Below are 20,226 nucleotides of genomic sequence, written 5' to 3'. Positions count from 1 at the left end.
GATATTTCCAGGTGATCGCCGAGCCGGTCTCGACCTGGGTCCACATCACCTTCGCCCGCGCCTCGCGGCAATCCGCGCGCTTGGTGACGAAGTTGTAGATGCCGCCCTTGCCTTCCTCGTCGCCGGGGAACCAGTTCTGCACCGTCGAATATTTCACCTCGCCATCCTCGAGGATGACGATCTCGACCACTGCGGCGTGCAGCTGCGCGGTGTCGCGCTTCGGCGCGGTGCAGCCCTCGAGGTAGCTCACATAGGCGCCGCGGTCGCAGATGATCAGCGTGCGCTCGAACTGCCCGGTGTTTTCGGCGTTGATCCGGAAATAGGTCGACAGCTCCATCGGGCAGCGCGTGCCCGGCGGAACGTAGACGAAGGAACCGTCGGAAAACACGGCGGAATTCAGCGTGGCGAAGAAGTTGTCGGTCTGCGGCACGACCGAGCCGAGGTATTTCTTCACCAGCTCCGGGTGTTCCTTGATCGCCTCGGAGATCGAGCAGAAGATCACCCCCGCCTCGGCGAGCTTCGCCTTGAAGGTGGTGCCCACGGAAACCGAATCGAACACCGCATCGACGGCGACCTGACGCTCGCCCTCGACCATGTTCTCGGCGCCCTCGACGCCCGCGAGGATCAGCTGTTCCTTCAGCGGAATGCCGAGCTTTTCATAGGTGGCGAGCAGCTTCGGATCGACCTCATCGAGCGATTTCGGCTTGGTCTCCATGCTTTTCGGGCGCGCGTAATAGTAAAGATCCTGGTAGTCGATCTTCGGCACATCGAGCAGCGCCCAATGCGGCTCCTCCATGCTCTCCCAGCGGCGCCAGGCCGCGAGACGCCAGTCGAGCATCCATTCCGGCTCGTCGTTCTTCTTCGAAATCAGCCGCACGATCTCCTCGGAAATGCCCTTCGGGGCATAATCCATCTCGATCTCGGTCTCCCAACCGTATTTGTAGGCGCCCATGTTCTGGACCGTCTCGACCGTCTCGCGGTCCACGCCCTCGCGGATGTCCTGATCTTGTTCCAAAGCGTCTTTCCCTTCCGCGTCAGTGCCTTGCGCGGTGTTTCTCATGTGCCGACCGAAACGCCTCGGCAAAGCGCAACACGTCTTCCCTCGTCACCCCGGGCCCGATCGAGATCCGCAGCGCGCATCCCGCATCGGCTTCGGACCAGCCCATCGCGGCAAGCACCTTGCTCGCGCGGACCTTGCCCGAGGAACAGGCCGACCCCGCCGATACCGCATGGCCCATCAGGTCCAGCCGCATCACCTGGGTCTCCCCCTTCCAGCCGGGGCTGATCACCGAAAGCGTGTTGGGCAGGATCGCAGGCGGTTCTCCCGTCGCCCGCGCCCCGTCCGTTGCGCCTTCCGGCATCTCCCAACCGGGAAAATAGACTTCTTTAGTCGGATATTCCAGAGCGTTCTTTAGAATATCTCTAACTTCGGCGACCTCGCCCCAGACCCCCGCCGCCAGATCGCGCGCCGCGGCCTCCGCCGCCGCCCCGAAACCGGCGATGCCGATCAGGTTCTCGGTGCCCGCGCGGCGCCCCATCTCCTGCCCGCCGCCGCGCAGCTGCGCCGCGATCTCGGTGCCGCGTTTCACGATCAGCGCGCCGATCCCCTTCGGCCCGCCGAGCTTGTGCGCCGAGACGATGCCGCAGGTGACGCCCATCCAGTTGAAGGCGATCGGCAGCTTGCCGAAGCCCTGGGTGAGATCGGAGGCCCAAAGCCCCTCGGGCAGCGCCTGGATCACCCCGGTCTCGCTATTGGCGAGCTGCAGCGTCGCGCGCGCCGGATCGGCGACACGGACGCGGCCAAAGCCATCGACCGGCAGCGCCGCATCGCACCAGGCCGAGACCGCGTCATGCTCGACCGGCGCGCAGGCGATGCCCCGGCCAGCGAGCGCCAGCGCCGAAGCCTCGGTCGCGCCCGATGTGAAGATGATATCCGCCCCCTCGGCCCCCAGCGCCGCCGCGATCTGGCCGCGCGCGCGCTCGATCAGCGCATTCGCGGCGCGCCCCTCGGCATGCACGCTCGAGGGATTGCCCGAGACCTCCATCGCCGCGATCATCGCCGCCTTCGCCTCGGGGCGCAGCGGCGTCGTGGCGTTCCAGTCGAGATAGAGCCGTTCCATCAGGCCGCGCTCCCGCCCCCGGCCGAGGACGCTCCGCGGGGGATATTTATGTCACTTTGGAAACCCGCTTCCAAAGTGCCGAAATATCCCCGCCGGAGGCATCCGCCCCCGCCGCAGGCGCCGTCCGCTGTCATTCGTCCACCACCGAGAACAGGTTGCGCACCGCCGGGCAGGGTTTCAGCGTGTTCCGCACCACATCTTCGAGCGTGGTCTGGTGCAGGAAGACGAAGACCTGCGCCGAGAGGCTTTCCCAGAGCCGGTTCGTCAGCGACTGCGCGCGGCTCCCAGAGATCCCGCCCGAGGCGCCGGCGCCGACATGCAGCGCCGAGACGGTCTCGTCCACCGCCTCGAAGATCTCGGAGACGCGGATCTCCTTCGGCTCCTTCGCGAGCCGGTAGCCGCCCCCCGGGCCGCGCACCGAGGCCACGAGCCCGGCGCGCCGCAGCCGCACGAAAAGCTGTTCGAGATAGGGCAGCGAGATGTCCTGCCGCTTCGAGATTTCCGCAAGCGAGGTCATCTGCCCGGCGCCCACCGTGGCGAGATCGACCAGCGCGACCATCGCATAACGCCCCTTCGTCGAAAGTTTCATCTGCACCCCCTCCAGAGCCTGCGGCGAAACCGGCCCGACACGGCGAAACCCCGCCAGAGCATTGACGCCGCGCCTTGGGCCGCTTAACTCCAATGCACCCGAGTTCCCGCCATCGTGGCGGGATCGCTTCGTCCTAGGGTAGCCGAGCGAAAGCGTCAAGTTAGCGCGCCGTCGCACCCCGGGCCGGAGCCGAGATTGAGCAGGCGAGAGACGATGCCCGAAGTCATTTTTCCCGGTCCCGAAGGTCGCCTCGAAGGCCGGTACCATCCGCAACCGATCCCGGACGCGCCGATCGCGATCATCCTGCATCCCGATCCCCAGTTCGGCGGCACGATGAACAATCGCGTCGTCTACAATCTGCATTACGCCTTCCACAAGATCGGCTTCACCGTGCTGCGCTTCAACTTCCGCGGCGTGGGGCGGAGCCAGGGCGAATACGACCAGGGCATCGGCGAGCTTTCCGACGCCGCCTCGGCGCTCGACTATCTGCAGGCGATGAACCCGAACTCGAAGCATTGCTGGGTTGCGGGCTTCTCCTTCGGCGCCTGGATCGGGATGCAGCTGCTGATGCGCCGCCCCGAGATCACCGGTTTCATCTCGGTCGCCCCGCCGGCGAACATGTATGATTTCAGCTTCCTCGCGCCCTGCCCCTCGTCCGGCCTCATCATCAACGGCTCGGCCGACCGCGTCGCGCCGCCGAAGGATACCGCGACGCTCGTTTCAAAGCTGCGCGAGCAGAAGGGGATCACGATTTCCCACGAGGAAATCGAGGGCGCCGATCACTTCTTCAAGGATGACGAAGCCCACATGAAGCCGATGATCGACACGGTCCAGGCCTATGTGAAGCGGCGCCTGACCGAGGGGTCGCGCTGAGATGGCCCTGCTCGAGGAGCTGGCCGAGGCGCTCGCCGCCGATGTGATGGCGGCGCAGCGCGAGTTCGGCGAAAAGGCGGAACGGCTTTACGTCGAGGTCGGCAATTACATCGGCACCTCCTCGCCCTCGCTGCAGGAGGCCTTCATGACCGCCTGCCGGCTCCACATGGCCGCCGACCGGGGGCGCGATTTCTTCGAGACCCGACTCAAGGCGCTGAAGGGCGCGGCATGAGCGCGCTCGACCGGCAATTCGCCTTCCTGCGCGAGGTGGAAAAGCTGAAATCGGTGACGCGCGCGACGCCGATCCACGACGCCTCGCGCCCCGAGAACTCGGCCGAGCACAGCTGGACGCTCGCGCTTTACGCGCTGGTGCTGGCCGATCAGGCCGCGCCCGGGGTCGATGTGACGCGCGCGGTGAAGATGCTGCTGATCCATGACCTCGTCGAGATCGACGTCGGCGATGTGCCGATCCATTCCGGCAATGGCCAGGCGCATGACTCGGCCGCGGTCCAGGCTGCGGAAGCGGCCGCCGCGAAACGGATTTTCGGTTTGCTTCCCAATCCGTTGGGCGACGATCTTCATGTTCTCTGGCAAGAGTTCGAAGCCGCCGAAACCCCCACCGCGATCTTTGCGAAATCGCTCGACCGGGTGCAGCCGGTGCTGCTCAACGAACAATCGGGCGGCGGGTCCTGGGTGGAATACGACGTCACCTGGCCGCAGCTCGAAACCCGCGTCGGAGCCAAGATCGCCCGCGGCCTGCCCGGTGTCTGGGTCTGGGTGCAGGCCAGGATCCGACCGTGGTTTTCCGCCCGGGGGCGCTGATCCTCGCGGCGCTTGGCGCCGCGCTCGCCGTCGCGATCGCGGGCGGGGTGAGTGGCCTTGCCGATGTGGATTGGCAGGTCTGCCTCGACCAGTCCGACGGCAGCCATCCCGAACTGCTGCGGGTGTCGGATCGCCCGCTGGCCGAGCAGGCGCGGCTGGTGCTGCACCACATGGCGGAGACGCCGTGGACCGCCCTGCGCTCCACGCGGCAACTCTCGCTTGCGCTGATCCTGCTTGCGCTCGTCTATCTGCCGCCCCTCCTGCTCGCCCTGCCCGCCGCGCTAGCGCAATCGGGCCGCACGCGGATCTGTTTCGGGCTGGCGCTCGTCGCTCTGGTGGCGACCGAGGTCGTGCTTTTGCTGCCGCCCGAGCATTGGCACCAATGTGACCGCAAGGGGCCGCAGACCTTCGCGATCTTTGTCTTCGCGCCCTTCATCGCGCTGGTCTTCGCCGGCGGCGCGATCGCCCTGCGCGCGATCTGGGGGAGGAACGCGCGATGAAGCTCCTTGCGACCGCCCTGCGCTTTGGTCTTGCGGCGCTTGCGCCGATCCTCGCGCTGATCCTCGTCGATCTCGTGCTGCTCTTCGCCCTTCCGCTGCTGCCCGACCCGCCGGGGCGCGGGGTCACCATCGGCCTTGCGCTGCTGCGCCTTCTGCTCGCCGTGGGGGCGATCGCGCTCACCGGGCGGATCGCGGCGCCCGGCGATCTGCGCCAGTTCCTCAACGTGATGACGACCGGCTGGGTCGCGCTTTTCGTGGGCAATCTGCTGCTCACCGGATATGGTCGCCCGCTCCTGACCGCCCTCGATCTGCGGGCGAGCGACGCGCTCTATTCCGCGGTTCTGCTCTGGCTGGCCGAGGCGCTTCCGGGTGCCGGTTTCGCGGCCTTCTGGTGGCTGCGGCGAAATTCGGTATACCAAGGCATACAGCACTAGCCAGCCGCTCCGAAACGGGATAAAAGGCGGCCAAACGAGTCACCCAACGCGGAGGAATCCATGTCGAAGATCAAGGTAGCCAACCCCGTCGTCGAGCTCGACGGCGACGAGATGACCCGGATCATCTGGGAATTCATCAAGAAAAAGCTGATCCTGCCCTATCTCGACATCGACCTGAAGTACTACGACCTCGGCATCGAGCATCGCGATGCGACCGAGGATCAGGTCACGATCGACGCCGCGAACGCGATCAAGGAATATGGCGTCGGCGTGAAATGCGCCACGATCACGCCGGACGAAGCCCGCGTCGAGGAATTCGGCCTCAAGAAGATGTGGAAATCGCCGAACGGCACGATCCGCAACATCCTCGGCGGCGTGATCTTCCGCGAGCCGATCATCTGCAAGAACGTGCCGCGGCTCGTTCCGGGCTGGACCCAGCCGATCGTCGTCGGCCGTCACGCCTTCGGCGACCAGTACAAGGCGACCGACTTCCGCTTCCCCGGCAAGGGCAAGATCACGATGAAATTCGTGGGCGAAGACGGCACCGTGCAGGAATATGACGTGTTCGACGCGCCCGGCGCCGGTGTCGCGATGGGCATGTACAACCTCGACCAGTCGATCATCGACTTCGCCCGCTCCTCGATGAACTACGGCCTGCTCAAGGGCTGGCCGGTCTATCTCTCGACCAAGAACACCATCCTCAAGGCCTATGACGGCCGCTTCAAGGATCTGTTCCAGAAGGTCTATGAGGAAGAGTTCGAGGCCGAGTTCAAGAAGGCCGGCATCCATTACGAGCACCGCCTGATCGACGACATGGTCGCCTCGGCGCTGAAGTGGTCGGGCGGCTATATCTGGGCCTGCAAGAACTACGACGGCGACGTGCAGTCGGATACCGTGGCGCAGGGCTTCGGCTCGCTCGGTCTGATGACCTCGGTGCTGATGACGCCCGATGGCAAGACGGTCGAGGCGGAAGCGGCGCATGGCACCGTGACCCGTCACTACCGCCAGCACCAGGCCGGCAAGGAAACCTCGACGAACTCGATCGCCTCGATCTTCGCCTGGACCGGCGGTCTGAAGCATCGCGCGAAGCTCGACAACAACACCGCGCTGATGAACTTCGCCACCACGCTCGAGAAGGTCTGCGTGCAGACCGTCGAGGATGGTTTCATGACGAAGGATCTCGCGCTGCTCGTCGGCCCGGATCAGAAGTGGCTCACCACCATGGGCTATCTCGAGAAGGTGGACGAATACCTGAACAAGGCGCTGGCCGGCTGAAGAAGCCCGCCGCGCAGGGAGGGAAGGGCCGGCGCTTGCGCCGGCCCTTTTCGTTCGAGAAAGGAAGACGGATGCTCCCCCGGAACGACGATATTCGCTGGCCGATGCAAACGGCGCTGCTGCTGATTCTGGCGGGGCTCTGGATCCAGCTGCGCACCCTCGCCCGCGCCCGCGCCATGGGCGGCGAGATGTGGCTGCAGGGCGACTGGCTCATCAATCTCGCCGCGGGGCCGATCCGGCGCGGCCCGATGGGATCGGCCTTCCTCTGGCTGTCCGATCGTCTCGGCCTCGCGCCGCTCGATGCGGTGGTGATCGTGCAGGCGGTGCTGAGCCTCGCGCTTTTCGGCGGCACCGCGCTGCTCCTGCGCCGCCAAAACTCCCCCGCCTCCGTGCTCGCGGTGGTTTCGGCCGGGTTCTTCCCGCTGCTCTGGGGCGTCGATCCGATCTCCGGCCTGCGCAAGGAGCTGTTCGGCCTGCTGGCGCTGCTGCTCCTGGTCTGGCCCGCCACCGGGCCGCGCCGCAGCGGGCTCATCGCGCTCTCCGCGCTGCTGCTCGCCATCGGTGCCGTCGGGCACGAGGCGCTGGTGCTCTTCTTCCCCGCCTGGCTGATCGCGCTTTTCCTGCTGCGCGGCGATACCCCGATAACCGTGCTCGTCCTCTCGGCGCTGCTGCTCGGCCTCGCGCTGCTCGGCGCGGGCGGCTACGCGCTGATGCATGCCCGCCTCGGGGACGCCTCCCCCCTTTGCACCGCGATCCGGCAGCGCGGCCCGGTGTCCGAGCATTTCTGCGCGGGCGCCATCGGCTGGCTCGCCGATCCCGAGAACGGCCCGGCCAAGGTGCGCGCGGCGCTCGCCCGCAACCCCGCGCTCTGGAGCCTGCCGCTGGCCGCGCTCGCCGCCATCGCGCCGCTCGCGCGGCTGTGGTGGCTTTGCGGGCCGCGCGACCGGCGCGGCTGGGCGCTGATCGCCGCCGGTCTGCCCTTCACCCTGCTCTATCCGATCGGGCTCGACTGGGGGCGCTGGCTCGCGCTGCAGGTCTCGGTCGCGAGCCTGCTGTGGCTTGGCCTCGGCGCGCGCGGAGCGCTGCGCACGCGCGGGCTGAGCGCCCGGGAATTTGTCCTCTGGCTGGCGCTTGCGCTCTGCGTCGGAATTGCCCATGGTCCCGTCGTCATTCCCTTCGGCTTTCTGCACGGTCTCGTGCGCAGCCTGATCTGACCCGGACCGGACCCCCTCATGATGCTGCTCACCTCGCCCGCCCCCGATCGCCACACGCCCCTCGAAGACGCGCAGGGGCTCGTCTCCGGCACGATGCTCACCGCGCTTTCGGTGAGCTTCCTGCATGGCTCCGGCCTTTTCACCGGGCAGATCGCGGGGCTCTCGCTGGTGCTGAGCTATCTCACCGGCTGGGGCTTCGGCGCGATCTTCTTTTGTCTGAACCTGCCCTTCTACTGGCTGGCCTTCCGCCGGATGGGGGCGAAGTTCACGCTGAAAACCTTCACCGCGATCGCGCTGATGTCCGGTTTCACCACGCTCGCGCCGAATGTACTCGCCTTCGCGCAGCTGAACGTGGCGGCGGCGGCGGTGCTTGCCGGGGTGATCTCCGGCGCCGGGCTGCTCATGCTCTTCCGCCACGGGGCGAGCCTTGGCGGCGTCGGCATCGTCGCGCTTTACCTACAGGACAAGACCGGGTTCAAGGCGGGCAAGACGCAGGTGATCTTCGATTGCGGCGTGTTCCTCTTCGCCGCCTTCGTGCTGCCCTTCGACAAGGTGCTCTGGTCGCTTCTGGGCGCGATGGTGCTCAACGTCATCATCCTGATCAACCATCGCCGCGACCGCTACATCGCGAAATGAGCCATGCGCCGGGCGCAGCCCTCCCATGCGCAGACACGCATGGACGCCGCAGCGCAGCAGGCGCATCATTAGGTCATGAGTGCTGACCTTACTTCCGACCGCCACTACACTTTCTTCGAGGACATCCAGGGCCTCGTGATCGCCTCGGCGCAGGCGGCGCTCGGCATTCACCTGCTGCGCGCGGCAGGTCTCGTCACCGGCGGCACCGCGGGGGCGGCGCTGATCCTGAGCTATGCGACGGGCTGGAGCTTCGGCCTCGTCTTCTTCGTGATCAACATCCCCTTCTACGGCTTTGCCTGGATGGCGCGCGGGCCGGTGTTCTGCGTCAAAAGCCTGACCACCGTCACCCTCGTCTCGCTGATGGCGGAGGCGCTGAAGCCGGTCTTCCACATCGCCGAGCTGCAACCGGGCGTGGCCGCGGTGCTCTTCGGCGTCTCGGCGGGGGTCGGGCTGCTCGGCCTCTTCCGCCATTCCGGCTCGCTCGGCGGGGTTTCGATCGTTGCGGTGATCCTCCAGGACAGGTTCGGCTTCAAGGCGGGCTGGACGCAGACGATCCACGACCTGATCCTCTTTGCGATCGCCTTCTTCATCCTGCCGCCCGAGCGCGTGCTCTGGTCGCTGCTCGGCGCGGTGATCCTGAATTTCGTGATTGCCTTCAACCATCGGCGCGACTGGTATATCGTCACCTGACACCAGCCCGGGCCGCCCTTGAAAACCTATCTCTTCCTTCTGATCGCCGTCGCCTTCGAAACCTTCGGCTCGAGCTGCCTGCAAGCCTCGAACCAGTTCACCCGGCTTTGGCCCTCGCTCGGCGTGATCGCGGGGTTCGCCGGCGCCTTCTGGTTCTTCTCGCTGGTGCTCAAGGTGCTGCCGCTCGGCGTGACCTATGCAATGTGGTCCGGCATCGGCATGGTGCTGATCGCGGGGGCGGGATTCCTCTTCTTCGGGCAGAAGCTCGACCTTGCCGCGATGCTCGGGATTGCCCTGATCATTGCCGGAATCCTCGTCATCAACCTGTTTTCCACCTCCGCTACGCATTAGCGCGGCGCTTCGGGCTGGCGCTTGCGCCGCTTTTCGACTAGAGCCGGGCCAAATCTCGAACAGGCGGACCCCATGGACATTCGCAATATTGCGATCATCGCACACGTTGACCACGGCAAGACCACGCTCGTGGACAAGCTTCTGAGCCAATCCGGCTCCTTCCGCGAAAATCAGGCCGTGGCCGAACGCGCGATGGACAGCAACGACATCGAACGCGAACGCGGCATCACCATCCTCGCCAAGGCGACCTCGGTCGAATGGAAGGGCACGCGGATCAATATCGTCGACACCCCCGGCCACGCCGATTTCGGCGGCGAGGTGGAGCGCATCCTGAGCATGGTGGACGGTGTCTGCCTGCTCGTCGATGCCGCCGAAGGCCCGATGCCGCAGACGAAATTCGTGACCTCCAAGGCGCTTGCGCTGGGTCTCAAGCCGATCGTCGTGCTGAACAAGGTCGACAAGCCCGCCGCCGAACCCGATCGCGCGCTCAACGAGGTCTTCGACCTCTTCGCGAACCTCGGCGCCAGTGACGAGCAGCTCGACTTCCCGCATCTCTATGCCTCGGGCATCGGCGGCTGGGCGGATACCGAACTCGACGGGCCGCGCAAGGATCTCTCCGCGCTCTTCGATCTGATCGTGAAACATGTCGAGCCGCCGAAGCAGCTCGCCCATGCGGCCGACCCCTTCCGCATGCTCGCCACCACGCTGTCGGCTGACCCGTTCATCGGCCGCATCCTGACCGGGCGCGTCGAGTCGGGCACGCTCAAGGTCGGCGACAGCCTCAAGGCGCTCTCGCGCACCGGCGAGCGGATCGAGCAGTTCCGCTGCACCAAGATCCTCGCCTTCCGCGGGTTGAACCAGCAGCCGATCGACGAGGCCGTCGCGGGCGACATCGTCACCGTCGCCGGCATGTCGAAGGCCACCGTGGCCGACACGCTCTGCGCGCTCGAGGTCGACACCGCGCTGCCCTCGCAGCCGATCGACCCGCCGACGATCTCGGTCACCTTCGGCATCAACGACAGCCCGCTCGCCGGCAAGGACGGCAACAAGGTGCAGTCGCGCGTGATCCGCGAGCGGCTGATGCGCGAGGCGGAAACCAATGTCGCGATCCGCATCGAGGACACCCCCGGCGGCGAGGCCTTCATCGTCTCGGGCCGCGGTGAACTGCAGATGGGCGTGCTGATCGAGAACATGCGCCGCGAGGGGTTCGAGCTCTCGATCTCCCGCCCGCGCGTGATCTTCCGCGAGGAAAACGGCGAGCGTCTGGAGCCGATCGAGGAAGTGATCGTCGACGTCGATGACGAATTCTCGGGCGTGGTGATCGAGAAGCTCACCGGTTCGCGCAAGGGCGATCTGGTCGAGATGCGCCCGGCCGGCCATGGCAAGACCCGCATCGTCGCCCATGTGCCCTCGCGCGGGCTGATCGGCTATCAGGGCGAGTTCATGACCGACACCCGCGGCAACGGCGTGCTGAACCGCATCTTCCACAGCTGGGCGCCCTACAAGGGCGCGATCACCGGCCGCCGTCAGGGCGTGCTGATCTCGATGGAGAACGGCGTTTCGGTCGCCTATGCGCTGTGGAACCTCGAGGAGCGCGGCAAGCTCTTCATCGGGGCGCAGGAGCAGATCTACGCCGGCATGATCATCGGCGAGCATTCGCGCGACAACGATCTCGAGGTGAACCCGCTCAAGGGCAAGAAGCTCACCAACGTGCGCGCCTCGGGCACGGACGAGGCGGTGCGGCTGACCACGCCCACCCGGATGAGCCTCGAGGAGGCGATCGCCTATATCAACGACGACGAGCTCGTCGAGGTCACGCCGAAGATCGTGCGGCTGCGCAAGCGGCTGCTCGATTCGAACGACCGCAAGCGGGCCTCGCGCTCGGGCGAATGACGAAAAAGGGGGGCTTCGCGCCCCCCGCTTCGCTCCCCCCCGGAGTATTTGCGCCAGGAAAAAGCCCGGAGAGAGGCTTCCTTTTTCTTGGTCCAAATACTCCGGGGGGTGAATTTGCGCAGCAAAGAGGGGGGCAGCGCCCCCCTTTTTCTTAGCGGAAGAGCACCAGCGCGCCCGGCGACCAGCCGACGCGGGTGCGGGTGCCGACATCGAGCACGGGCCGGCCGAAGACGTTGCGCATCGAGATCCGCACCGGGGTTTCGACGCCGTCGATCTTCACGTCGTAATAGGTCATGTCGCCGTAATAGACGACTTCGTCGATCGTGCCGGGCGCCTCGCGGTCCTGCGCGGTCTGGCCCTCGTAGAGGATCGTCAGAGTCTCGGGGCGGAAGCCGACCGAGGCCTCGCCGCCCGTCGGCGTGGCGGAGGCCTGTTCCTCGGTCACGTCGACCTGCCCGAGGCCCGCGACCTCGAGCTGCAGATGGCCGTTGCCCTCGCCCAGCACGGTCGCCGGCAGGAAGTTCATCACGCCGATGAAATCCGCGACGCGCCGCGAATTCGGGCGGCGGTAGAGCGTTTCCGGGTCGGCGAGCTGGGCGATCTCGCCCTCGAACATCACCGCGATCCGGTCCGACATCACGAGGGCCTCTTCCTGGTCATGGGTGACGAGGACGAAGGTGATGCCCACCTCGCGCTGCAGCTTGATCAGCTCGACCTGCATCTGTTCGCGGATCTTCTTGTCGAGCGCGGAGAGCGGTTCGTCGAGGAGCAGCACCTTCGGTTTCAGGATCAGCGCGCGCGCCAGCGCCACGCGCTGGCGCTGGCCGCCCGAGAGCGCATGGGCCGCGCGCCCGCCATAGCCCTTGAGGCCGACCATATCGAGCGCCTCTTCCACCGCCTTCGCCTTTTCCGCCTTCGATCGCGGATCGCGGCGCAGGCCGAAGCCGACGTTCTCGGCCACGCTCAGATGCGGAAAGATCGCGTAGCTCTGGAACACCATATTGGTCGGGCGCTTGTTCGGCGCGACGTCGGACATGTCCTTGCCGTCGATCAGCACCGCACCCGAGGAGATGTCCTCGAAGCCCGCGATGGTGCGCAAAAGCGTGGTCTTGCCGCAGCCCGAAGGCCCGAGGAGCGAGAAGAACTCGCCCTCGCGGATCACCGCGTTGATGCCACGCAGCGCGTGATAATCGCCGTAATACTTCTGCACATTGTGGAATTCGATCATCCGCGCGCGCTCGTCGAGCGGCATGCGGTCCTTGGCGGCGGGAACTTGGCTCACAGGAAACCTCCGGTATCTTTGGCGCCGGTCTTCGCGAGGCCGCGGCGGCGGAAATATTCGGCAATGGTCAGCAGCACGATCGAGGCGACGACGAGGCAGGTGCCAAGCGCCATGATCATAGGGATCTGTTTCGGGAACCGCAGCTGCGAGAAGATGTAGATCGGCAGCGTCGTCTCCTTGCCCGCAAGCGAGAAGGCCACGATGAACTCGTCGAGCGAGATCGTGAAGGACATCAGCGCCGAGGAGATGATGCCCGGGGTGACGAGCGGCAGGATGATCAGCCGGAAGGTCGACCATTTCGTCTCGCCGAGGTCATAGGCCGCCTCTTCGAGCGAGCGGTCGAGCGAGGAGAAGGCCGCGTTCAGGACCGCAATTGCATAGGGCGTCGCCATCAGCGTATGGCCGAGGATCACGGTCAGGAGCGAGAGCGGCATGCCGACGGCGAGCAGCACGACAAGCAGCGAGGAGGCGATGATGATCTCGGGCAGCACGAGCGGCAGCATGATCAGCCCCATCACCCCGGTCTTGCCCGGAAAGTCGAACCGCGTGCCCGCGCGCGCGGCAAAGACGCCAAGCGTGGTCGAGAGGATCGAGGTCGAGACCGCGATGATCAGCGAGTTCTTCAGCGCGAGGCCAAGCGTGCCATTGGCAAAGAGATCGCGGAACCAGTCGAGGGTGAAACCCTTGAGCGGAAAGGCGATGATCGTCCCCGAGTTGAAGGCGAAGACCGGCAGCAGCACGATCGGCGCGTAAAGGAAGACGAGGTAGAGGAAGGCGTAGCCCTTCAGCGAGGAGAACTTCATTTCGACCCCCGCAGGAAGCGCCGGTTGAGGAAGAGGAAGAGAAGCGCCACCGCCGCCACGACCAGCATCGCCGAAATCGCCATCGCCGAGCCGAGCGGCTTGTTGTCGATCTTCAGGAGCTGCTGGTAGATCACGTTCGCGACCATGGGCAGCTTACCGCCGCCAATCAGTTCCGGCGTGACGTAGTCGCCGATCGTCGGGATGAAGACGATCATCACCGCACCGATCACCCCAGGCATAGCGAGCGGCAGCGTCACCCGCAGGAAGGTCATCAGCCGGTTTTCCCCGAGATCGAGCCCCGCCTCGAGCAGAGAGCGGTCGATCTTTTCGAGGCTGACGAAGATCGGCAGGATCGCGAAGGGCGCATAGGCATGGGCGAGCGTGATCGAGATCGCGCCGATCGAGTTCAGCATCTGCAGCGGATGATCGGTGATGCCGAGCCCTGTCAGGATCGAGTTGATGACGCCGTTGTAGTTTAGGATCACCTTCCACTGGAAAACCCGGATCAGATAGGAGGTCCAGAACGGGATGGTGATCAGGAAAAGCCAGCGCGACTTCTTCGACGCGGGCACGTGGAAGGAGATGAAATAGGCGATCGGAAACGCCAGCACCACGGTGACCAGCGTCACCAGCGCCGAGACGATCACCGAGCGCAGCAGGATGGTGCGAAAGATCGGATCGCTCCAGGCCTGGGTGTAATTCGCCGTGGTCAGCTCGGGGATCACCACGAGATAGCCATCGGTGAAGAAGGAATAGGCAACGAGCGTGACGAGCGGCGCCGCGAGGAGCAGGATCGCATAGATCAGCGTCGGGCTGACCATCATGTAACCGTTCACCGCCTCGGAGCGGGCCCATTTCCGGAATGGGGAAGCCGACATTCAATATCTCCCTGTGCGCGCTCTGAGCGGCGCCTTTGGGCAAGGGTTGCACAAGCATCTGGCGCTGAAAAGAGGGATATGGCAGCCGAAACGCAAGGCAGCTGCGCGAAAAATGAGGTTCTGCCGGAATAATCGGCAGCCTTCCCCGGGGCGGCGCCCTGAAAAGAGGCAACCGCCCTGCCCCGCCGATCCTCCGCCGCGGCGCCCGGATCGCGGATCAGACCGGCAGGTCACCCGGCGGATTGGCGAGCAGCCCTTGCAACCGCCCGATCGCGCGCATCAGCCGCTCCTCCGGCACGCCGCCCGAAAGCGCGATGCGCACCGCGTTCGGCGCGTGGCCGTCCTGCAGAACGTATTCGTCGGCCGAGCGCAGCAGCACCCCCTCCGCCTCGGCGACGCGCGCGAAGGTCGAGCCGCGCCAGCCCAGCGGCAGCCGCAGCCACAGAAAGCTCAGCCCCGGCTGCCAGGCGATGTCCTGATCGCCAAGCGCCTGCACCACCATCTGCAACCGGCGCCCCATCACCTCCTGCGCGGCGTGGCGCAGCGCCATCGCCTCGCCCGAGGTGAAGAGCCGGGTGATGATGTCGGTGACCGGGCGCGGCAGGCCGAAATAGCTGTGCTGCGCGGTGAGTCGCCCGGCCTCGCCCATGCCCTCGGGGGCGACGACGATGCCGAAACGCATCCCCGCCGAGATCGTCTTCGAAAGCGAGGTGACATGCCAGCTGCGTTCCGGCGCGATCACCCGCAGGCTCTCGAGGCCGCAGACCGGGGCGGTGTAGCAGTCATCCTCGATGATCTGCAGGTCGTGCTTGCGCGCCACCTCGGCGATCGCGGCGCGGCGTTCGTTCGACATCCGCGCCGTCGTCGGGTTCTGCGCGTCGGGGGTGACGCAGACCACCTGCCCGCCATAGCGGCGGCAGGCGGCATCGAGCGCCGCGGGCACCATCCCCTCGGCGTCGAGCGCGACCGGCACCACCTCGGCCCGGCTCAGCCGCGCGGCGTGGCGAAAGCCGGGATAGGCCAGCTCCTCGCAGAGCACGACGGGCCGGTCGCCGCGCAGGCAGCATTGCAGCACGATGTTGATGCCATTCTGCCCGCCGTGGGTGAGCACGAGGTCGTCGGCGTCGATCTGTCCCGCCATCGAGCAATGCGAGAACCAGTCGAGCGCCGCCTCGCGGCAATAGCGGTCGCGGCGCAGGCCGGGATATTCGAGATATTGCTTGCCCAGCTCGGCCGCCGCCTCCGCCATCGCATGGGCGAGCGCGGCGCTTTGCCCGACATCGGGCAGCTGCGGCGAGCGCAGATCGACGATGCCGTCATTGTCCGCCGGATCGGTGAGCGGCTGGCGATACAATGGCTCGGTCGGGCCGAGGCGCCGGGTTTGTGCCGATACAAAAGTGCCGCGCCCGACTGCCGCCTCGAGCAGCCCCTCCTGCGTCGCGATCTGATAGGCGCGCGCCACCGTGCCCGGGGTCACGCCGAGCCGCCAGGCCAGATCGCGCACCGTGGGCAGCCGCGCCCCCGGCGCCAGATCGCCGCGCCGCACCCCTTCGCGCAGCGCCCGCACCAGCGAAAGATATTTCGGACCGGCGTTGGTGGTCAGGTCCGGCTTCCAACTTGTATCTGTCACAATGTTTCTCTCGCCCGGATTGTGCGGCTTTTGTATGGTCAGCCTACCAGAAAACGAGAGATTGTATCAACACAAAAGGTGCCCAATGTCGAGCCTGTCGCTCCGCCGCGCTTCCGCTTCCGTCCTGCCCCTCGCCGCGCTCGTCGCGCGCGTCGCGAAATGGACCGAGCTTCGCCGCAGCCGGATCGCGCTCGCGCGTCTGGATGCGCATCTTCTGAAGGATGTCGGCCTCGAGCCCGATGTGGCCGCGCTCGAAGCGCGGCGCGGGTTCGGCCGGATCTGAGATCAGGCGCCGCAGTCCCCTGTCGGCCCTCTTCCTGGCCGGGTGCTTGCACCCGGCCTTTTTTTTCGCCCCCCGGCCTCAGCCTCAGCCCGCGACGGTCTCGATCGCGATCGAGCGTTTGCGCAATTCGGCGTAAAGCGCGGGCAGCACCTTGACCTGGCGCGCGGCGCGGGCGAGCGCCTCGCCGAGCTGGCCCTCGTTGGCCTTGCCGAGCACGCGCCACACCATGCGGCGCGCGACGCCGTCATCATAGACGATCTCGACATCGCCATGGCGATGCCGCATGCCCACGAAATCGAAGCCCCCGGTGGAGGCGTGAAAGCTTGTCTGCATCCTGAACTGCCCGATTTTTGTTTTGTTTCGGTAGCTTCGGTGATGCTCTCGAAGGGGCGACCGGTCAAGACACGGCGCCGTGAGCCGCCCGTGGGATCGCCCCCGCCGTGGCGGAGGCGCCACAGAGCGCCGATCCGCGCCGCACCCGTGCTCAGGCGGCGAGCAGAACGCGCACCTCATGCGCCTTGAGCGAGCGGCGCGCCGCCGCCCAGAGCTCGTCGCGCGCGGCCCGCTGCGCAAGCTCGGGGAAGATCTCGAAAAGCTCGTCGCGCTGCGGGCGGTCGAGACCGCCCAGCGTCTGATCGCCGGGCTGGAAGCTTTCGGTCCAGGCGCCGTCGGCGAGAATGATCTCATGGGCGTCGCACATCAGGTGGATATAGCTCACCCGATCGAGGTTCAGCCGTTCGATGCCGGGTTGGCCGACCATATGCAGCGCGGCGGCCAGCACCTCGGCCTCGCCGAAGTAAAGCTCGGCGCGCGGCCCGGTGAGCAGCATGCGGTGCTGCGGCGAGACGACCATATCGGCCTCGGGCAGGCCCTGGCCAAGCGCGCCACGGCGGATCCGCACCGGCTGCAACTCGGGCCGCGCGGCGAGCTCGGCCGCCGAAAGGTCGCGCCGGCCGATCCAGCGGACCTCGCGATAGCCGTTGTCGCGGGTCAGCACGCGCTGCCCGACCTCGAGCGATTCGACCGGGATCATCCCGTCCTTCGTCTCGATCAGCGTGCCCGGGGTGAAACAGGGCACATAGGCGACATGCTCGATGTTCGAGAAGGTCACCGTCGAGCCGTCGGCCCAGGTGATCGTGCCGCTTTCGGGATCGTTCGCGTCATAGGTGATCGTGCCCGAGTCGCGGTCGATCAGCAGCACGTCGACGTCGCTGCCGTCGGCGTCTTCCGAGCCCACCACGACGCCGGTCGAACCGGCATGCACCACGATCGTGTCCGAGCCCGCGCCGCCGTCGTAGACGTTGTAGCCCGAGCCGCCGTCGATGTAATCGTTGCCGTCGCCGCCAAGCAGCGTGTCATCGCCGTCGCCGCCATAGAGCGTATCGTCGCCGGTGCCGCCGTCGAGGCTATCGTTGCCGGTGCCGCCATCGACGAGGTCATTTCCGGCGCCGCCGAGCACGGTGTCGTTGTCGGCGCCGCCATAGAGGCTGTCGTCACCGCCCGCGCCGTCCATGTAGTCGTTGCCGGCATTGCCGTAGAACACATTGGTATAGGCGTCGCCCGGAACCGTGCTTTCCCCGTCGAAGCCGGTGAGCGTGTCGTCATAGGCGGAGCCGTAGATGCCGTCGATGCCGGAAAGCTGGTCGCCCGTCGCGTCGCCGCCGGAGGCCGCGCCCGAGGCGAGGTTGACGTTCACCCCGGCGGTGGAGTCGGTGTAATCGGCGTAGTCCATGCCGGAGCCGCCGTTGAGCACGTCCGAACCGGTGCCGCCATGCAGCGTGTCGTCGCCCGTCCCGCCATAGAGCGAGTCGTTCTCCGACCCGCCGTCGAGGCTGTCGTTGCCCTCGTCACCGTTCAGGATGTCGGCGCCCTGCCCGCCCAGCACGGTGTCATTGCCGGTGCCGCCCGAGATCGTGTCGTTCTCGGTGCCGCCGTCGATGTAGTCGTTGCCGTCTTCGCCCGAAATCGAATCGGAGCCGGCGCCGCCATAGATCGTGTCGTCGCCGGTGCCGCCGAGGATCGTGTCGTTGCCGGTGCCGCCATCGAGATAGTCGGCGCCGTCGCCGCCGGAGATCGAATCCTGATCCGCACCGCCATAGACCGTGTCATTGCCGGTGCCGCCGATCAGCGTGTCGTTGCCGGCATCGCCGGTGATCAGGTCGTTGTCGGCGCCGCCATCGACCGAATCGGCACCGGTGCCGCCATAGAGCGAGTCATTGCCCGCATTGCCGATCAGCGTGTCGTTCCCCGCCCCGCCGTCGAGCATGTTCGCCGCGGAATTGCCGGTCAGCGCATTGTTGCCATCGTTGCCGATGACATTCTCGAAATTGCGGATGACCGAGGAGAAATTCGTGGTCGTCGAGGTGCCGTCGTCGTTGAGCGTAATGCCCTGATTGTTCGCCGAGGGCAGCGAGGTCAGCGAAAGCGTGTCGTTGCCGGTGCCGCCGTCGATCGTGTCGGGCGCGCCCTGCACGAACCAGCCGGCATAGGCGAGATCGTCGCCCGCCTCGAGATAGACCGCATCGGTGCCGGACTGGCTGTCGCCGGCAAGCCAGACATCGTTGCCCGCGCCACCGTAGACGGTATCGTTCCCCGCCCCGCCGTCGAGCGTGTCGCTGCCGTCGCCGCCATAGATCAGATCGTTGCCATTGTTGCCGTAGATCGAATCATTGCCGGCCAACCCGTTGATCGTGTCGTTCGAGGTAGTGCCGTTCAGCGTATCATTACCCGTCGTACCGTTAATCGTCGCCATGCTCGCCTCTTACCGTCCCGCAACGGCGGGTTTCTTGGAATTAACCAATGTCGGGAGAGGATGGCCGATTGAGGCCGGGCCTGCGGCAATTCCGCGAAAGCATTGTGGCGAGATCGGGGCCGATCCCAAAAAGTCATGAGAATTCAAGGCGTGATCGGTAAAAACAAAGGGCCCGGCAGAACCGGGCCCATACTCGTCACACCGAAGAGTGCAGGACAGGGCGCAGGGTCAGAGGGCGCCGTCCGCCTCCGCATCGGCAGGAGAAACCGCATCGGGGCGCGCCGGCGCATAGGCCGGATCCTCGCCCGAATTCTCGAGATCGGGAAGCACCTCCCGCAATTCGCTCTGCCCCGCCTCGCCCAGCGCGGCGCAGTTGAGCGCGATCGGGCGGAAGCTCTCGGACCAGCAGCCATCGGCGAGCACCAGCTCGTGCCGGCCGAGCAGCAGCTGCCAGTAGTCCACCGCAGGGCGGGTGTCGAAGCTCACCCCCTCGAGCCCGACGAGGTCGCGCGCCATGATCAGCCGCTCGCCGCTTTCGCCTTCGCCCGGCAGCAGCGTGAGAAAGCGGTGATTGGGCGAGACCAGCATGTCGCGGTCGGGCATGTCGCGGCCAAGCGCGCCGCGGGCGATCCGCACCGGGCGCAGGAGCGGGTTGAGGCCGAGCGCGCGCCAGCCGAAGGCGCGCCGGCCGATCCAGCGCAGCTCCTGCAGCCCGTTGTCGCGCGTCATCACCCGCAGACCGGGTTCGAGATCGGCCACCGGGCAAAGGCCGCGCTCGGTCGCGACCAAGGTCTCGCCGGTGAAACAGGGAATCGCCTCGACGAAATTCCGGATCGTGCCCGAATAGAGCGTCTCGCCGAGACCGTCGCGCAGGCGCATCAGCCCCTCGCTCCCCTCGTAGCCGCGATACATCAGGCGCAATTCGCTGGGAGATCCCTCCTCAGCGTCGGAAAGCCCACGCGCGAGAAGAATCCCCTCCGCGGCGGTCGCGATGATATTCCGATCAGCAGCCGTCATCTCACGTCCTTCATCACCGGTTCACCGGATCGTTCGGAACGCCCCCGGTGATCAGAATACTGCAGGGAGATCGTTAAAGAAAGCTGAACTGCCTTGGATTTGCCACAATCCGAAGGAACTTTGCGTTTCGATACACGAAACGGACATAATCTTTCACGCAGAACGGGCGCCGTTCTCCGGCGCC

General features: G+C 66.2%; 22 protein-coding genes. 12 read left to right on the top strand and 10 right to left on the bottom strand.

Translation table 11 applies throughout. The features are described from left to right. From sufB to AB7U46_RS11830, 3 genes are all read right to left on the bottom strand, one after another. A partial coding sequence (gene sufB, locus AB7U46_RS11840; protein ID WP_428337181.1) for a Fe-S cluster assembly protein SufB occupies window positions 1-1,060 on the bottom strand: 1,060 nt, incomplete at its 3' end. Continuing rightward, entirely contained in the window at window positions 1,035-2,120 is a 1,086-nt protein-coding gene (locus AB7U46_RS11835; RefSeq protein WP_428337180.1) for a cysteine desulfurase family protein, read from the bottom strand. The genes sufB and AB7U46_RS11835, both read right to left, overlap by 26 nt. A 130-nt stretch (window positions 2,121-2,250) precedes the next feature. Continuing rightward, window positions 2,251-2,709, bottom strand: coding sequence for an RrF2 family transcriptional regulator (locus AB7U46_RS11830; RefSeq protein WP_428337179.1), 459 nt, complete (start codon window positions 2,707-2,709; stop codon window positions 2,251-2,253). A 213-nt stretch (window positions 2,710-2,922) separates the two neighbouring features. On the opposite strand from AB7U46_RS11830, the gene AB7U46_RS11825 reads away from it, so the two are divergent. From AB7U46_RS11825 to typA, 11 genes are all read left to right on the top strand, one after another. Continuing rightward, window positions 2,923-3,582, top strand: a complete 660-nt coding sequence (locus AB7U46_RS11825) for an alpha/beta hydrolase (protein WP_428337178.1) — start codon at window positions 2,923-2,925, stop codon at window positions 3,580-3,582. Between the two features lies 1 nt (window position 3,583). Further along, window positions 3,584-3,814 carry a hypothetical protein gene (locus tag AB7U46_RS11820; protein ID WP_428337177.1) on the top strand — a complete coding sequence of 77 codons (231 nt, stop codon included), beginning with the start codon at window positions 3,584-3,586 and terminating at the stop codon, window positions 3,812-3,814. Further along, the gene (locus AB7U46_RS11815; protein WP_428337176.1) at window positions 3,811-4,404 is read left to right on the top strand and encodes an HD domain-containing protein; all 594 of its coding nucleotides are present in this window, start codon (window positions 3,811-3,813) and stop codon (window positions 4,402-4,404) included. The genes AB7U46_RS11820 and AB7U46_RS11815 overlap by 4 nt, the downstream gene beginning before the upstream one ends. Beyond that, window positions 4,380-4,904 carry a hypothetical protein gene (locus AB7U46_RS11810; RefSeq protein WP_428337175.1) on the top strand — a complete coding sequence of 175 codons (525 nt, stop codon included), beginning with the start codon at window positions 4,380-4,382 and terminating at the stop codon, window positions 4,902-4,904. Before AB7U46_RS11815 ends, AB7U46_RS11810 begins: the two co-directional genes overlap by 25 nt. Continuing rightward, complete coding sequence (locus tag AB7U46_RS11805; RefSeq protein WP_428337174.1) at window positions 4,901-5,338, top strand: hypothetical protein; 438 nt, start codon at window positions 4,901-4,903, stop codon at window positions 5,336-5,338. The genes AB7U46_RS11810 and AB7U46_RS11805 overlap by 4 nt, the downstream gene beginning before the upstream one ends. Window positions 5,339-5,398: 60 nt before the next feature. Next, window positions 5,399-6,613: an NADP-dependent isocitrate dehydrogenase gene (locus AB7U46_RS11800; RefSeq protein WP_428337173.1), complete on the top strand. Its 1,215-nt coding sequence runs from the start codon at window positions 5,399-5,401 to the stop codon at window positions 6,611-6,613. Window positions 6,614-6,684: 71 nt separating this feature from the next. Beyond that, window positions 6,685-7,827 (top strand): hypothetical protein, encoded by a 1,143-nt coding sequence (locus AB7U46_RS11795; RefSeq protein WP_428337172.1) that lies wholly within the window; start codon window positions 6,685-6,687, stop codon window positions 7,825-7,827. A gap of 18 nt (window positions 7,828-7,845) precedes the next feature. Next, a complete protein-coding gene (locus AB7U46_RS11790; RefSeq protein WP_428337171.1) occupies window positions 7,846-8,463 on the top strand; it encodes a YitT family protein in 618 nt (205 codons plus the stop codon). 75 nt (window positions 8,464-8,538) lie between these two features. Next, window positions 8,539-9,153, top strand: coding sequence for a YitT family protein (locus tag AB7U46_RS11785; RefSeq protein ID WP_428337170.1), 615 nt, complete (start codon window positions 8,539-8,541; stop codon window positions 9,151-9,153). A gap of 18 nt (window positions 9,154-9,171) precedes the next feature. Then, complete coding sequence (locus tag AB7U46_RS11780) at window positions 9,172-9,504, top strand: DMT family transporter (protein ID WP_428337169.1); 333 nt, start codon at window positions 9,172-9,174, stop codon at window positions 9,502-9,504. Between the two features lie 72 nt (window positions 9,505-9,576). After that, window positions 9,577-11,397 (top strand): translational GTPase TypA, encoded by a 1,821-nt coding sequence (typA, locus tag AB7U46_RS11775; protein ID WP_428337168.1) that lies wholly within the window; start codon window positions 9,577-9,579, stop codon window positions 11,395-11,397. A gap of 151 nt (window positions 11,398-11,548) precedes the next feature. On the opposite strand, the gene AB7U46_RS11770 is transcribed toward typA, so the two are convergent. The 4 genes from AB7U46_RS11770 to AB7U46_RS11755 all read right to left on the bottom strand — a co-directional run bounded on the left by AB7U46_RS11770 (window position 11,549) and on the right by AB7U46_RS11755 (window position 15,990). Further along, window positions 11,549-12,625: an ABC transporter ATP-binding protein gene (locus AB7U46_RS11770; protein WP_428337182.1), complete on the bottom strand. Its 1,077-nt coding sequence runs from the start codon at window positions 12,623-12,625 to the stop codon at window positions 11,549-11,551. A 50-nt stretch (window positions 12,626-12,675) separates the two neighbouring features. Further along, on the bottom strand, window positions 12,676-13,482 hold the full coding sequence (locus AB7U46_RS11765; protein WP_428337167.1) for an ABC transporter permease: 807 nt from the start codon (window positions 13,480-13,482) through the stop codon (window positions 12,676-12,678). Further along, window positions 13,479-14,360, bottom strand: coding sequence for an ABC transporter permease (locus AB7U46_RS11760; RefSeq protein WP_428337166.1), 882 nt, complete (start codon window positions 14,358-14,360; stop codon window positions 13,479-13,481). The genes AB7U46_RS11765 and AB7U46_RS11760 overlap by 4 nt, the downstream gene beginning before the upstream one ends. Before the next feature lie 217 nt (window positions 14,361-14,577). Then, the gene (locus tag AB7U46_RS11755) at window positions 14,578-15,990 is read right to left on the bottom strand and encodes a PLP-dependent aminotransferase family protein (protein ID WP_428337165.1); all 1,413 of its coding nucleotides are present in this window, start codon (window positions 15,988-15,990) and stop codon (window positions 14,578-14,580) included. A gap of 85 nt (window positions 15,991-16,075) precedes the next feature. Between AB7U46_RS11755 and AB7U46_RS11750 the strand changes: the two genes are divergently transcribed. Next, a complete protein-coding gene (locus tag AB7U46_RS11750) occupies window positions 16,076-16,273 on the top strand; it encodes a DUF1127 domain-containing protein (protein ID WP_428337164.1) in 198 nt (65 codons plus the stop codon). Window positions 16,274-16,357: 84 nt separating this feature from the next. Here AB7U46_RS11750 and AB7U46_RS11745 read toward each other — a convergent pair whose 3' ends face one another. From AB7U46_RS11745 to AB7U46_RS11735, 3 genes are all read right to left on the bottom strand, one after another. Beyond that, window positions 16,358-16,606, bottom strand: coding sequence for a hypothetical protein (locus AB7U46_RS11745; protein WP_428337163.1), 249 nt, complete (start codon window positions 16,604-16,606; stop codon window positions 16,358-16,360). 151 nt (window positions 16,607-16,757) lie between these two features. Then, window positions 16,758-19,025, bottom strand: coding sequence for a Hint domain-containing protein (locus AB7U46_RS11740; protein ID WP_428337162.1), 2,268 nt, complete (start codon window positions 19,023-19,025; stop codon window positions 16,758-16,760). A gap of 228 nt (window positions 19,026-19,253) precedes the next feature. Beyond that, window positions 19,254-20,042 (bottom strand): Hint domain-containing protein, encoded by a 789-nt coding sequence (locus AB7U46_RS11735; protein WP_428337161.1) that lies wholly within the window; start codon window positions 20,040-20,042, stop codon window positions 19,254-19,256. Window positions 20,043-20,226 lie beyond the last annotated feature (184 nt).

The sequence above is a fragment of the Paenirhodobacter sp. genome, assembly GCF_050177655.1.
Lineage (GTDB): Bacteria > Pseudomonadota > Alphaproteobacteria > Rhodobacterales > Rhodobacteraceae > Rhodobacter.
This window is presented reverse-complemented; position numbering and strand designations above follow the sequence as displayed.

Excerpts from the sequence above, each read along its gene's own strand:
- AB7U46_RS11795 (WP_428337172.1), top strand. The coding sequence starts at position 6,685 with ATGCTCCCCCGGAACGACGATATTCGCTGGCCGATGCAAACGGCGCTG.
- AB7U46_RS11800 (WP_428337173.1), top strand. The coding sequence starts at position 5,399 with ATGTCGAAGATCAAGGTAGCCAACCCCGTCGTCGAGCTCGACGGCGAC.
- AB7U46_RS11735 (WP_428337161.1), bottom strand. The coding sequence starts at position 20,042 with ATGACGGCTGCTGATCGGAATATCATCGCGACCGCCGCGGAGGGGATT.
- AB7U46_RS11815 (WP_428337176.1), top strand. The coding sequence starts at position 3,811 with ATGAGCGCGCTCGACCGGCAATTCGCCTTCCTGCGCGAGGTGGAAAAG.
- typA (WP_428337168.1), top strand. The coding sequence starts at position 9,577 with ATGGACATTCGCAATATTGCGATCATCGCACACGTTGACCACGGCAAG.
- AB7U46_RS11765 (WP_428337167.1), bottom strand. The coding sequence starts at position 13,482 with ATGAAGTTCTCCTCGCTGAAGGGCTACGCCTTCCTCTACCTCGTCTTC.
- AB7U46_RS11790 (WP_428337171.1), top strand. The coding sequence starts at position 7,846 with ATGATGCTGCTCACCTCGCCCGCCCCCGATCGCCACACGCCCCTCGAA.
- AB7U46_RS11785 (WP_428337170.1), top strand. The coding sequence starts at position 8,539 with ATGAGTGCTGACCTTACTTCCGACCGCCACTACACTTTCTTCGAGGAC.
- AB7U46_RS11805 (WP_428337174.1), top strand. The coding sequence starts at position 4,901 with ATGAAGCTCCTTGCGACCGCCCTGCGCTTTGGTCTTGCGGCGCTTGCG.
- AB7U46_RS11825 (WP_428337178.1), top strand. The coding sequence starts at position 2,923 with ATGCCCGAAGTCATTTTTCCCGGTCCCGAAGGTCGCCTCGAAGGCCGG.
- AB7U46_RS11820 (WP_428337177.1), top strand. The coding sequence starts at position 3,584 with ATGGCCCTGCTCGAGGAGCTGGCCGAGGCGCTCGCCGCCGATGTGATG.
- AB7U46_RS11745 (WP_428337163.1), bottom strand. The coding sequence starts at position 16,606 with ATGCAGACAAGCTTTCACGCCTCCACCGGGGGCTTCGATTTCGTGGGC.
- AB7U46_RS11760 (WP_428337166.1), bottom strand. The coding sequence starts at position 14,360 with ATGTCGGCTTCCCCATTCCGGAAATGGGCCCGCTCCGAGGCGGTGAAC.
- AB7U46_RS11835 (WP_428337180.1), bottom strand. The coding sequence starts at position 2,120 with ATGGAACGGCTCTATCTCGACTGGAACGCCACGACGCCGCTGCGCCCC.
- AB7U46_RS11750 (WP_428337164.1), top strand. The coding sequence starts at position 16,076 with ATGTCGAGCCTGTCGCTCCGCCGCGCTTCCGCTTCCGTCCTGCCCCTC.
- AB7U46_RS11770 (WP_428337182.1), bottom strand. The coding sequence starts at position 12,625 with ATGATCGAATTCCACAATGTGCAGAAGTATTACGGCGATTATCACGCG.
- AB7U46_RS11740 (WP_428337162.1), bottom strand. The coding sequence starts at position 19,025 with ATGGCGACGATTAACGGTACGACGGGTAATGATACGCTGAACGGCACT.
- AB7U46_RS11830 (WP_428337179.1), bottom strand. The coding sequence starts at position 2,709 with ATGAAACTTTCGACGAAGGGGCGTTATGCGATGGTCGCGCTGGTCGAT.